This is a genomic window from Bacillus sp. Nf3 (assembly GCF_003028545.1).
Classification (GTDB): domain Bacteria; phylum Bacillota; class Bacilli; order Bacillales; family Bacillaceae; genus Bacillus; species Bacillus safensis.
Genome location: NZ_PYUA01000011.1, coordinates 24,559 through 37,247, shown reverse-complemented (window position 1 = coordinate 37,247; position 12,689 = coordinate 24,559). Strand labels below are relative to the sequence as shown.

Annotated in this window: 12 protein-coding genes; all 12 read right to left on the bottom strand. The window is 42.6% G+C overall.

Annotated features, from left to right (window positions below; genetic code table 11):
* Positions 1–39: 39 nt before the first annotated feature.
* The gene (rplB, locus tag C9414_RS18290) at positions 40–873 is read right to left on the bottom strand and encodes a 50S ribosomal protein L2 (RefSeq protein WP_024425599.1); all 834 of its coding nucleotides are present in this window, start codon (positions 871–873) and stop codon (positions 40–42) included.
* Positions 874–901: 28 nt separating this feature from the next.
* Positions 902–1,189, bottom strand: a complete 288-nt coding sequence (gene rplW / locus C9414_RS18285) for a 50S ribosomal protein L23 (protein WP_003217016.1) — start codon at positions 1,187–1,189, stop codon at positions 902–904.
* Positions 1,189–1,812: a 50S ribosomal protein L4 gene (rplD, locus tag C9414_RS18280; protein WP_007496312.1), complete on the bottom strand. Its 624-nt coding sequence runs from the start codon at positions 1,810–1,812 to the stop codon at positions 1,189–1,191. The genes rplW and rplD overlap by 1 nt, the downstream gene beginning before the upstream one ends.
* A 27-nt stretch (positions 1,813–1,839) precedes the next feature.
* Positions 1,840–2,469, bottom strand: a complete 630-nt coding sequence (gene rplC, locus C9414_RS18275) for a 50S ribosomal protein L3 (protein ID WP_024425597.1) — start codon at positions 2,467–2,469, stop codon at positions 1,840–1,842.
* 37 nt (positions 2,470–2,506) lie between these two features.
* Positions 2,507–2,815, bottom strand: a complete 309-nt coding sequence (gene rpsJ, locus C9414_RS18270; RefSeq protein ID WP_003156464.1) for a 30S ribosomal protein S10 — start codon at positions 2,813–2,815, stop codon at positions 2,507–2,509.
* A 218-nt stretch (positions 2,816–3,033) separates the two neighbouring features.
* Positions 3,034–3,993 (bottom strand): alpha/beta fold hydrolase, encoded by a 960-nt coding sequence (locus C9414_RS18265; RefSeq protein ID WP_107164234.1) that lies wholly within the window; start codon positions 3,991–3,993, stop codon positions 3,034–3,036.
* 111 nt (positions 3,994–4,104) lie between these two features.
* Positions 4,105–5,295: an elongation factor Tu gene (tuf, locus tag C9414_RS18260; RefSeq protein ID WP_047203802.1), complete on the bottom strand. Its 1,191-nt coding sequence runs from the start codon at positions 5,293–5,295 to the stop codon at positions 4,105–4,107.
* Between the two features lie 118 nt (positions 5,296–5,413).
* Positions 5,414–7,492, bottom strand: a complete 2,079-nt coding sequence (gene fusA, locus C9414_RS18255) for an elongation factor G (protein WP_039175978.1) — start codon at positions 7,490–7,492, stop codon at positions 5,414–5,416.
* 54 nt (positions 7,493–7,546) lie between these two features.
* Positions 7,547–8,017: a 30S ribosomal protein S7 gene (gene rpsG, locus C9414_RS18250; protein ID WP_003216884.1), complete on the bottom strand. Its 471-nt coding sequence runs from the start codon at positions 8,015–8,017 to the stop codon at positions 7,547–7,549.
* Positions 8,018–8,138: 121 nt separating this feature from the next.
* Complete coding sequence (gene rpsL, locus C9414_RS18245) at positions 8,139–8,558, bottom strand: 30S ribosomal protein S12 (protein ID WP_003216962.1); 420 nt, start codon at positions 8,556–8,558, stop codon at positions 8,139–8,141.
* Between the two features lie 113 nt (positions 8,559–8,671).
* A complete protein-coding gene (locus C9414_RS18240) occupies positions 8,672–8,920 on the bottom strand; it encodes a 50S ribosomal protein L7ae-like protein (RefSeq protein ID WP_024425593.1) in 249 nt (82 codons plus the stop codon).
* 145 nt (positions 8,921–9,065) lie between these two features.
* The gene (gene rpoC, locus C9414_RS18235; protein ID WP_039175975.1) at positions 9,066–12,665 is read right to left on the bottom strand and encodes a DNA-directed RNA polymerase subunit beta'; all 3,600 of its coding nucleotides are present in this window, start codon (positions 12,663–12,665) and stop codon (positions 9,066–9,068) included.
* Positions 12,666–12,689: the final 24 nt, after the last annotated feature.

The window sequence follows — 12,689 nt, the reverse complement described above, 5'->3', positions numbered from 1 at the left end:
GATTGAACTACGGTCCTAAATGAACCGTAGACAACCCCGTTACTTGTTTTTACGACGACGTACAATGAATTTATCAGACTTGTTGGTTTTCTTACGAGTCTTGAATCCAAGAGTCGGTTTACCCCATGGAGACATTGGTGATTTACGTCCGATTGGAGCGCGTCCTTCACCACCACCGTGTGGGTGATCGTTAGGGTTCATTACAGAACCACGAACTGTTGGGCGTACGCCTTTCCAGCGAGAACGTCCAGCTTTACCGATGTTAATTAATTCGTGTTGCTCGTTTCCAACTTGACCGATAGTCGCACGGCAAGCAGAAAGAATCATGCGAACTTCTCCTGAGTTCAAACGTACAAGAACGTATTTACCTTCTTTACCTAGAACTTGAGCAGAAGTACCAGCAGAACGAACTAATTGTCCACCTTTACCTGGTTTTAATTCAATGTTATGCACAACTGTACCAACTGGGATGTTGATAAGTGGAAGAGCATTACCTGGTTTGATGTCAGCTTCTGGTCCAGAAGTAACTTCAGTACCAACTTGGATTCCTTTCGGAGCAAGAATGTAACGTTTCTCACCATCTGCATAGTTTACAAGAGCGATGTTCGCTGAACGGTTTGGATCATACTCGATTGTAGCAACGCGTCCAGGTATACCGTCTTTATCACGCTTAAAGTCGATGATACGGTATTGACGTTTGTGACCGCCACCTTGATGACGAACAGTCAATCTACCTTGGTTGTTACGTCCGCCTTTTTTGTGTAGCGGTGCAAGCAACGATTTTTCTGGTTTGTCAGTCGTGATTTCAGCAAAATCTGAAGTAGTCATGCCACGACGACCATTACTGGTTGGTTTATACTTTTTAATCGCCATTTTGAATTTCCCTCCTTCTTTTTAAGATTTACGCTTCAAAAATTTCGATTTCTTTGCTGTCAGCAGTTAATTTCACGATCGCTTTTCTGCGACGGCTAGTCATACCAGTGTAGCGTCCAACGCGTTTTGATTTTCCTTTGTAGTTTTGAACGTTGACTTTCTCAACTTTCACTCCAAAGATTTCTTCAACAGCGTCTTTCACTTCTGTTTTGTTAGCTCTGACATCAACTTCGAACGTGTACTTCTTCTCTGTCATTAGATCAGCAGAACGTTCAGTAATGATAGGGCGCTTTAGAACATCACGAGGATCTTTCATTATGCAAGTCCCTCCTCTACTTTTTCAACCGCTGCTTTAGTGATCAGAAGTTTGTCGTGGTTGACAACGTCAAGAACGTTGATACCGTTAGCTTCAACAACTGTTACTCCAGGGATGTTACGAGCAGATAAAGCAACTGTTTCGTTTGCATCCGCAGTGACGATCAACGCTTTCTTCTCAACAGATAATCCTTTAAGGATGCCTGCGAATTCTTTCGTTTTCACTGCATCAAGAGTCAGATCTTCAAGAACGATGATGTTGTTGTCGATTACTTTAGAAGACAATACTGACTTGATAGCCAAGCGGCGAACTTTTTTAGGTAATTTATAAGAATAGCTGCGTGGTGTTGGACCGAATACGATACCGCCTCCGCGCCATTGTGGTGAACGGATAGAACCTTGACGAGCACGACCTGTACCCTTCTGTCTCCAAGGCTTACGACCTCCGCCACGTACTTCAGAACGAGTTTTTACTTTGTGAGTTCCTTGACGTAAGGAAGCTCTTTGCATAAGAATAGCATCGAATACTACGCTTTCGTTTGGCTCAATTCCAAACACAGAAGCGTTTAATTCGATTTCACCGTTAGTAGAACCGTTTTGGTTAAATAATGCTACTTTTGGCATGACTTGTTTCCTCCTTTCCTAAGAGAGTTATTTAGATTTAACTGCACTCTTTACAGTTACTAGAGATTTTTTAGCTCCTGGTACGTTTCCTTTGATCAATAGAAGATTGCGTTCTGCATCAACTTTAACGATCTCAAGGTTTTGGACAGTGATTTGCTCTCCGCCCATACGACCTGGAAGAAGTTTACCTTTGAATACACGGTTTGGATCAACAGGTCCCATTGAACCAGGACGACGGTGGTAACGTGAACCGTGAGTCATTGGTCCGCGTGATTGTCCGTGGCGTTTGATAGCCCCTTGGAATCCTTTACCTTTTGATGTTCCTGTTACATCTACGATATCTCCATTTGCGAAAATATCAACTTTGACTTCCTGACCAACTTCATACGCATCTAACTCCGCACCGCGTAATTCTTTTACGAAGCGCTTAGGAGCAGTTTCCGCTTTAGCAACGTGGCCTTTCTCTGGTTTGTTAGAAAGCTTTTCACGTTTGTCATCAAAACCGATTTGGATTGCTTCATAGCCATCCGTGTCAACAGTCTTCTTTTGAAGAACAACGTTAGCAGCAGCCTCAACAACAGTTACAGGGATAAGATCACCGTTTTCTGCGAATACTTGCGTCATACCAATTTTTCTACCTAAGATTCCTTTGGTCATTAGTCACACCTCCTATAATATGTGTTTTCTATTTGAATTAAAGTTTGATTTCGATATCTACACCAGATGGTAAATCTAAACGCATAAGTGCATCAACTGTTTGTGGAGTTGGATTCACGATGTCGATTAGACGTTTGTGAGTACGCATCTCGAATTGCTCACGAGAATCTTTGTACTTATGCACCGCACGAAGGATTGTGTAAACTGATTTTTCAGTTGGAAGCGGGATTGGACCAGATACACTAGCACCAGAACGCTTAGCCGTTTCAACAATCTTCTCAGCAGATTGATCAAGAATTCTATGATCATATGCTTTTAAACGAATACGAATTTTTTGTTTTGCCATTATTTTCCCTCCTTTTCGCCTACTTACGTTAGACAGTTCTCCGTGAGAAAAACCTGATCACCTCGCCATGGCAAAGCGGCCGGGTGTGTCAGCAACCTCTCACTTCATCGCAGTCAAAGACCAACATGCACTATTGTACCAAATTGGCCTGCGTGTTGCAATAATAAATCGGATAAATTTATGATTTGCACACTTTTCATATTATACAGGGATTCAGCCTATAAATCAAGCTTTCCCTGAAGATGATGTATAGCAGTCTTTCTGATGATACGTATAAATTCATCTGGCTCCTCGATGTGCGGGGAATGGGCAGAGCCTTTAAAGGTAAACCATTCTTTGATGGGTGCTTTTAATTGATCAACATATGGTTTTGATACAGCAGCTGGGGTAATCATGTCGTGATCACCAATGAGAAAGTAGCACGGTATTAATATAGTAGAAACTCGGTATTGAATACTCTCATTCATTAACTGATCCCATAGCTTGTCTTGACTAAATTTCTGCCCTTTCACGAACTTCCATTTATCTTTCAGCCGATATTGCTTACTAAAAAGAAACCCTTTTAGCATTTGAAAAACCGGCTTCCATCTATGTGTGAGACCTACGCTTGCAAACTCTTTATATAGAGAGAACAAGGCATGAGCTGATGTCCGTTTCCATGGAGGCGGCGTCAGTAATCGCAGACAGCTAGTAAACAGCCGATTGCGATGGTATTTCTTCATAAGAAGCTCGTACGAAACGATATCTTCCTTAAACACATCTACTACCTGACTAATCCCATAATAAGCATGATAAAGATCTGGACGCTTATGTACTGCTTGTATGGCAATTAACGATCCCCACGAGTATCCTGCGATATACAATTTTGAGTGACCTAGATGTGATAGGAGCTTCTCAGTCAGTTCAATCGTGTCTTCTATAAATTGCTGAATGGTCATCGATGCATCCGGAAGATTCTCTTGATAGGAAAGTCCTGCGCCTCGCTGATCCCAATGGACAACTGTAAAGTCCTGATCAAGTTCCTCGTGAAAGGAATCAATATAACTGATTTGAGCTGAGCCGGGCCCACCGTGTAAAAATAAGAGTACGGGCTTTTTTTCACTCATCTCATCTTCTTTCATCATAATCCATTGGTCAATCCCGCCGATCAACCACTTTTTCAAATATGTCTTTGCCATTCCAGCGATCCTCTCGGTTCCATTTAGATTCTATAGCTTATAGTAGCCGTTCTGATCTGGAAAAGCAAAAAAAAGAGACCCTTTTGCAAGGAGTCTCTTTTGTATGTTTAATTACTTAATGATAGTTGAAACGACGCCAGAACCTACAGTACGTCCACCCTCACGGATAGAGAAACGAGTTCCTTCTTCGATAGCGATAGTAGAGATAAGTTCAACTTCCATCTCAGTGTTATCGCCTGGCATTACCATTTCAGTACCTTCTGGAAGATGTACGATACCAGTTACGTCAGTTGTACGGAAGTAGAACTGCGGACGGTAGTTAGCGAAGAATGGAGTATGACGTCCACCCTCTTCTTTAGAAAGTACATAAACTTCAGCTTTGAAACGGCTATGCGGAGTGATTGTACCTGGTTTAGCAAGTACTTGACCACGTTGGATATCTTCACGAGATACACCACGAAGTAGTGCACCGATGTTGTCACCAGCTTCAGCATAGTCAAGAAGTTTACGGAACATTTCAACACCTGTAACAGTTGTTTTACCGTTTTCTTCTTGAAGACCGATGATTTCAACTTCGTCACCGACTTTAACTTGTCCACGCTCAACACGACCAGTAGCAACTGTTCCACGACCAGTGATTGAGAATACGTCCTCTACTGGCATCATGAATGGCTTCTCAGTGTCACGCTCTGGAGTTGGGATGTACTCATCAACCGCATCCATAAGTTCAAAGATTTTAGCTTCGTAATCAGCATCTCCTTCAAGAGCTTTAAGAGCAGAACCTTTGATAACTGGTACATCGTCACCAGGGAAGTCATAGTCAGAAAGAAGGTCACGAACTTCCATTTCAACAAGTTCAAGTAACTCTTCATCGTCAACCATGTCACATTTGTTAAGGAATACTACGATGTATGGTACACCTACGTTACGAGAAAGTAGGATGTGCTCACGTGTTTGTGGCATTGGACCGTCAGCAGCAGATACTACTAAGATCGCGCCGTCCATTTGAGCAGCACCAGTGATCATGTTTTTAACATAGTCAGCGTGTCCTGGGCAGTCTACGTGTGCATAGTGACGAGATTCAGTTTCATACTCAACGTGTGCAGTTGAGATTGTGATTCCACGCTCGCGCTCTTCTGGAGCACCATCGATTTGGTCATAAGCCATAGCTGTACCTTTACCAGATTTCTTATGAAGAACTGTTGAGATAGCAGCAGTTAGAGTTGTTTTACCATGGTCAACGTGTCCAATTGTACCAATGTTAGCATGCGATTTGGAACGGTCGAATTTTTCTTTAGCCATTCTAAAAATCCTCCTTAAAGGTTCATTGTATTTGGTATAGAGTGATAGAAAGTGAAGAGTTACCTCTCACTTTCTGATCTTCAATAGTAGTTATACTTTAGTTTAAAGGCAAAATCAATTATTCACCTTTATTTTTTTTGATGATTTCTTCACTGATGCTCTTAGGCACTTCTTCGTAGTGATCCATGTGCATAGTGAATGTACCGCGTCCTTGTGTGTTAGAACGGAGTGCAGTTGCATATCCGAACATTTCAGAAAGTGGAACCATAGCGCGAACAACTTGAGCGTTACCGCGAGCTTCCATACCTTCTACACGTCCACGACGAGATGTGATATCACCCATGATGTCTCCCATGTATTCTTCAGGGATAACAACTTCCACTTTCATCATTGGCTCAAGTAGAACTGGGTTACATTTGCTGACAGCATTTTTCAATGCCATAGATGCAGCAATTTTGAACGCCATTTCGTTCGAGTCAACATCGTGGTAAGATCCATCAAATAATTTTGCTTTGATGTCGATTAATGGGAATCCAGCTAATACACCATTTTCAAGTGAATCTTCAAGACCTGCTTGAATTGCTGGGATGTATTCACGTGGAACAACCCCACCGACGATTGCATTTTCAAATTCAAAGCCTGCGCCTTCTTCGTTTGGTTCGAATTCGATCCAAACGTGTCCGAACTGACCGCGTCCACCAGACTGACGTACGAATTTACCTTCAACTTTTGCACCAGAACGGAATGTTTCACGGTACGCAACTTGAGGAGCACCTACGTTAGCTTCAACCTTGAACTCACGCTTCATACGGTCAACAATGATATCAAGGTGAAGCTCACCCATACCAGAGATGATCGTTTGACCAGTTTCAGGGTTTGTTTGTGTACGGAATGTTGGATCCTCTTCAGCTAGTTTAGCTAAAGCGATACCCATTTTATCTTGGTCAGCCTTTGATTTAGGCTCGATAGCTACATCGATAACTGGCTCTGGGAATTCCATAGACTCAAGGATAACAAGATCTTTCTCGTCACAAAGAGTGTCACCAGTAGATGTATCTTTAAGACCTACAGCTGCTGCGATATCCCCTGCGTATACAGTAGAGATTTCTTCACGGCTGTTTGCGTGCATTTGAAGGATACGTCCAACACGTTCACGCTTGTTCTTAGAAGAGTTCTTCACGTATGAACCAGAATCAAGTGTTCCAGAATATACGCGGAAGAAAGTTAGTTTTCCAACATAAGGGTCAGTCATAACTTTAAATGCAAGAGCTGCGAATGGTGCGTCATCAGTAGACTCACGAACAACCTCTTCATTTGAATCTGGCAGGATACCTTTGATTGCAGCAACATCAGTTGGTGCAGGAAGGTAGTCAAGCACAGCGTCAAGTACAAGCTGAACACCTTTGTTTTTGAAAGCAGATCCAACAAGAACTGGGTAGAATTCAACATTCAACGTTCCTTTACGGATTGCAGCTTTCAATTCAGGAATTGTAATTTCTTCACCCTCAAGGTATTTTTCCATAAGCTCTTCATCAAGCTCAGCGACAGCTTCAATTAGGCTGCTGCGAAGCTCTTCAGCTTTGTCTTTATACTCAGCAGGGATTTCTTTAGCATCAGAGCGAGTTCCAAGGTCATCTTCGTAGAAGTATGCTACGTTTTCTACAAGGTCGATGATTCCTTCGAATTGATCTTCAGCGCCGATCGGCAATTGAATTGCATGAGCGTTCGCTTGAAGACGATCTCTTAATGTGCTTACAGAGTATAGGAAGTCCGCACCGGTTTTATCCATTTTGTTAACGAATACGATACGAGGTACTCCGTAAGTTGTTGCTTGGCGCCAAACTGTTTCAGTTTGTGGCTCTACACCTGATTGTGCATCAAGGACAGCAACCGCACCATCAAGTACACGTAAAGAACGTTCAACTTCAACAGTGAAGTCTACGTGTCCTGGTGTATCGATGATGTTTACACGGTAACCTTTCCATTGTGCTGTAGTAGCAGCAGAAGTGATTGTAATACCACGTTCTTGCTCCTGCTCCATCCAGTCCATTTGTGAAGCTCCTTCGTGAGTTTCACCAATTTTATGGATACGACCAGTGTAGTACAAGATACGCTCAGTCGTTGTCGTTTTACCGGCATCGATGTGAGCCATGATACCAATATTACGAGTTTTGTCTAAGGAGAACTCTCTTGCCATTGGGTAATTTCTCCTTCCTCATTAGGGAATAGTTTTTTTAGTTTGGTATAAATCCTACCAGCGGTAGTGAGCGAATGCTTTGTTCGCTTCTGCCATTTTGTGTGTGTCTTCACGTTTCTTAACAGCAGCACCAGTGTTGTTAGCTGCGTCAAGGATTTCGTTAGCAAGACGCTCTTCCATCGTTTTTTCTCCACGAAGACGAGCATAGTTTACTAACCAGCGAAGACCTAAAGTAGTACGACGGTCTGGGCGAACTTCTACAGGAACTTGGTAGTTAGCTCCACCTACACGACGTGCTTTAACTTCAAGAACTGGCATGATGTTTTTCAAGGCTTGTTCGAAAACCTCCATCGCTTCATTACCAGTACGTTCTTTGATGATATCAAATGACTTGTAGAGGATTGTTTGTGACTTTCCTCTTTTACCGTCGATCATCATTTTGTTGATCAAACGAGATACAAGTTTAGAATTGTAAATTGGATCTGGCAATACGTCTCTTTTTGCTACAGGACCTTTACGTGGCATCTGAATAGCCTCCCTTCTCTTTTAAAAGGATTTCTATCTGTCTCTCATCTCAATATCATTGTCAGTTACCTGACTCCACTGATCTGATATCAACTTCTAAAAACCCTTATGTTTGTTTGTATTATTTGCTTTGTTTAGGGCGTTTTGTTCCGTATTTAGAACGTCCTTGCATACGACCGTCAACTCCGGCAGTATCAAGCGCACCACGAACGATGTGGTAACGTACACCCGGTAAGTCTTTTACACGTCCGCCACGGATAAGTACTACACTGTGCTCTTGTAGGTTATGTCCGATACCAGGAATGTAAGCTGTTACCTCAATCAGGTTAGACAAACGTACACGAGCATATTTACGTAGTGCTGAGTTTGGTTTTTTCGGTGTCATTGTACCGACACGAGTACAAACCCCGCGCTTCTGTGGAGATGTTACGTTAGTGTGCTCTTTTTTGAAACTGTTGTATCCTTTGTTAAGTGCAGGTGACTTTGAGTTTTCAACTTTACTCACGCGTCCTTTGCGTATTAGCTGATTAATTGTAGGCATGTTGTTATTCCTCCCTTCATTACTTTTTTTATAACCCACATACCCAGGTGGTTCATCAAAAGGCAAAAAACAATGCTTTTGCATTTTATACATGCAAAAACAAAACAAGTACGCTATAACATAATGGCAACAGCTGCTGCCCCAACTTCAATTCCGCAGGCCTTGCCGAGCTTTTTCATGGAATCTACCACTAAAATGTCTACACCCTTCTCTTGCGCTAGTTTCAATACACTAGCTGTTAAAGCAGGATCAGCATCTTTCGCTACGACGACTTCCTTTACTGAATCTCGTTTCAGAGCTTTTACTGTTTGCTTCGTACCAATAATAATGGATTGAGCCTGTGATACTTTATCATAAGACATCGAATATCCTCCAAAGTAACAGGTTTTATTTTGAGCACCTTGGTTATATTATCATCATGGCAGAAGGATGTCAATATCGTATGACAGATTATCTTGACATCCTTCACCATTTTTTGATGATTTTATAGGAATCTCACGAGAAAGATTACTCTACAGGAACCATGTCGTCAGACGGCTGCACTTGCGAAACCGGCTTAACTTTACGGTAGTTTGGCATTCCCGTTCCAGCAGGAACAAGTTTACCAATGATAACATTCTCTTTCAAGCCAAGCAGTTCATCACGTTTTCCTTTGATCGCCGCATCTGTTAGGACACGAGTCGTTTCTTGGAAGGATGCCGCAGACAAGAATGAGTCTGTTTCAAGCGAAGCTTTTGTAATACCAAGAAGAACTGGACGGCCTGTTGCAGGACGTTTGCCTTCGAATAGTACTTTTTTGTTTGCTTCAGTGAATTGATGTACATCAAGAAGTGTGCCTGGTAATACGTCTGTATCCCCTGCGTCAGCGACACGCACTTTACGAAGCATTTGGCGAACCATTACCTCTACGTGCTTATCTCCGATTTCTACCCCTTGCATACGGTATACTTTTTGTACTTCATGAAGCAGATATTCTTGAACAGCTGTCATGTCAGTCACTTTAAGAAGTTCTTTCGGATCGATTGAACCTTCTGTAAGCACTTGACCACGAGTGACTTTGTCACCTTCAACAACTTTTAGACGTGCATTGTAAGGAGCTGTGTAAGAGCGAGTTTCAACTTCGCCTTGAACCACAATTTCCTGCTGCTTGTCACGAACATCGTTAATTTCTGCAACGACACCATCAATTTCAGAAATTGTGGCTTGCCCTTTCGGATTACGCGCTTCAAACAGCTCTTGGATACGAGGTAAACCTTGAGTGATATCGTCTCCTGCTACCCCACCGGTGTGGAACGTACGCATTGTAAGCTGAGTTCCTGGCTCACCGATTGATTGTGCAGCGATGATTCCAACTGCTTCACCGACTTCAACGTCAGTACCAGTTGCAAGGTTACGGCCGTAGCATCGTTTACATACACCATGAGGCGTGTTACATGTAAATGCAGAACGGATCCATACTTCCTCAATTCCTGCTTCAACTACTTCAAGTGCTTTATCTTCATCAATTAGTTCGTTTTCGGCTACAATGACTTCGCCTGTTTCAGGATGAACAATTGGTTTTCTTGCAAAACGTCCGATTAGACGTTCTTCAAGTTTCTCAATAATTTCATTTCCTTCTTTAATGGACTTCGCCAAGATTCCACGGTCTGTACCGCAATCTGTTTCACGGATGATGACATCCTGTGCAACGTCAACGAGACGACGCGTGAGGTAACCTGAGTCAGCCGTTTTAAGGGCTGTATCGGCAAGACCTTTACGCGCTCCGTGAGTGGAAATAAAGTATTCCAATACAGTTAAACCTTCACGGAAACTAGATTTAATCGGAAGTTCAATGATACGTCCAGCCGGGTTGGCCATCAGACCACGCATACCAGCCAGCTGAGTGAAGTTAGATGCGTTACCACGCGCTCCAGAGTCACTCATCATGTAGATTGGGTTGACTTCATCAAGGGACTTCATCAGTTTACCTTGGATGACATCTTTAGAAGAACTCCAGATTGAAATAACTCTCTCATAACGCTCTTCTTCAGTAATCAAACCACGTCTGAATTGCTTCATGACGTTATCTACTTTTGCTTGTGCTTCTTCAAGAATTTGCTGCTTATCATCTAATACGACGATATCAGACACACCAACCGTAATACCGGCTTTAGTAGAGTATCTGAAACCAAGATTTTTCATGCGGTCAAGCATTTTAGATGTCTCAGTGATATGGAATCTCTTAAAGATTTCTGCAATGATTTTACCTAAAATACCTTTTTTGAACGGTGCATTGATTTCTTGTTTCTCGATCGCAGCTTTTACATCCTCACCTTTTTCAAGGAAGAAACGATCAGGCGTTTTTTCTTCAATATTGCTCTTTGTCGGTTCATTCATGTATGGGAATGATTCCGGTAAGATTTCGTTAAAGATCAGTTTTCCAACTGTTGTAATCAACAATTTAGAACGCTGTTCATCAGTGAATGTCACATTCTTCAACGAGCTAGCTGCAACAGCTACACGTGTATGAAGATGCACATAACCATTTTGATAAGCAAGAAGGGCTTCGTCAGTATCTTTGAAGACCATACCTTCTCCGATAGCACCTTTGCGCTCAAGTGTAAGGTAGTAGTTACCAAGCACCATATCCTGAGATGGCGTAACAACTGGTTTTCCATCTTTCGGGTTCAAAATGTTTTGAGCAGCAAGCATTAAGATACGAGCTTCAGCTTGAGCTTCAGCAGATAATGGTACGTGAACCGCCATTTGGTCACCGTCAAAGTCAGCGTTGTAGGCTGTACATACAAGTGGATGCAGACGAATTGCGCGTCCTTCCACAAGTGTAGGTTCAAACGCTTGAATACCAAGTCTGTGAAGAGTCGGTGCGCGGTTTAGTAAGACTGGATGCTCACGAATAACTGATTCTAAAACATCCCATACTTCTGGCTGCACGCGCTCAATTTTACGCTTCGCACTCTTGATGTTGTGAGCTAATCCTTTTTCAACAAGCTCCTTCATCACGAATGGTTTGAATAATTCAAGAGCCATTTCTTTCGGAAGTCCACACTGATACATTTTCAAATGTGGTCCTACGACGATAACGGAACGTCCAGAATAGTCAACACGTTTACCAAGCAAGTTTTGACGGAAACGTCCTTGTTTCCCTTTCAGCATGTGAGAAAGAGATTTCAATGGTCTATTTCCTGGTCCTGTTACTGGTCGGCCTCTACGTCCATTATCAATCAAGGCATCGACAGCTTCTTGAAGCATACGCTTCTCGTTCTGAACGATGATGCTTGGCGCGCCAAGATCTAATAAACGCTTCAGACGATTGTTACGGTTGATGACACGACGATAAAGGTCGTTCAAGTCAGAAGTAGCAAAACGTCCACCATCAAGCTGAACCATTGGACGTAATTCTGGCGGAATCACCGGAAGTACATCAAGAATCATCCAAGATGGTTTGTTTCCTGAGTTACGGAAGGCTTCTAATACCTCAAGGCGTTTGATCGCACGTGTACGACGCTGTCCTTGAGCAGTTTTCAGCTCTTCTTTCAGTGTATCTACTTCTTTTACAAGATCGATATCTTGAAGAAGTTTGTTGATTGCTTCTGCACCCATAGCTGCTTGGAATGTATTACCGTATTTATCTAAATAAGCACGGAATTCTTTCTCAGAAAGAAGTTGTTTCTTCTCCAGCGGTGTGTTGCCCGGATCTGTCACGACGTAAGAAGCGAAGTAGATCACTTCTTCTAACGCACGTGGTGACATATCAAGAACAAGACCCATACGGCTTGGGATACCTTTGAAATACCAAATGTGGGAAACTGGGGCAGCCAGTTCGATATGCCCCATTCTCTCACGACGGACTTTTGCCCGTGTTACTTCTACACCACAACGGTCACATACAACACCCTTATACCGAACGCGTTTATACTTCCCACAATGACATTCCCAGTCTTTTTGTGGTCCGAAGATACGTTCACAAAAGAGACCATCTTTTTCAGGTTTCAGTGTACGATAGTTAATCGTTTCAGGCTTTTTCACTTCACCAAAAGACCAAGAACGGATTTTATCAGGTGATGCGAGACCGATGTTCATATACTCAAAATTGTTCACATCTAGCAAGGGGCCTACCTCCCTTTTAATCTT

Bases quoted from the DNA above. Each gene is read 5' to 3' on its own strand.
- rplB (WP_024425599.1), bottom strand. From the start codon at position 873: ATGGCGATTAAAAAGTATAAACCAACCAGTAATGGTCGTCGTGGCATG.
- rplW (WP_003217016.1), bottom strand. From the start codon at position 1,189: ATGAAAGATCCTCGTGATGTTCTAAAGCGCCCTATCATTACTGAACGT.
- rplD (WP_007496312.1), bottom strand. From the start codon at position 1,812: ATGCCAAAAGTAGCATTATTTAACCAAAACGGTTCTACTAACGGTGAA.
- rplC (WP_024425597.1), bottom strand. From the start codon at position 2,469: ATGACCAAAGGAATCTTAGGTAGAAAAATTGGTATGACGCAAGTATTC.
- rpsJ (WP_003156464.1), bottom strand. From the start codon at position 2,815: ATGGCAAAACAAAAAATTCGTATTCGTTTAAAAGCATATGATCATAGA.
- C9414_RS18265 (WP_107164234.1), bottom strand. From the start codon at position 3,993: ATGGCAAAGACATATTTGAAAAAGTGGTTGATCGGCGGGATTGACCAA.
- tuf (WP_047203802.1), bottom strand. From the start codon at position 5,295: ATGGCTAAAGAAAAATTCGACCGTTCCAAATCGCATGCTAACATTGGT.
- fusA (WP_039175978.1), bottom strand. From the start codon at position 7,492: ATGGCAAGAGAGTTCTCCTTAGACAAAACTCGTAATATTGGTATCATG.
- rpsG (WP_003216884.1), bottom strand. From the start codon at position 8,017: ATGCCACGTAAAGGTCCTGTAGCAAAAAGAGACGTATTGCCAGATCCA.
- rpsL (WP_003216962.1), bottom strand. From the start codon at position 8,558: ATGCCTACAATTAATCAGCTAATACGCAAAGGACGCGTGAGTAAAGTT.
- C9414_RS18240 (WP_024425593.1), bottom strand. From the start codon at position 8,920: ATGTCTTATGATAAAGTATCACAGGCTCAATCCATTATTATTGGTACG.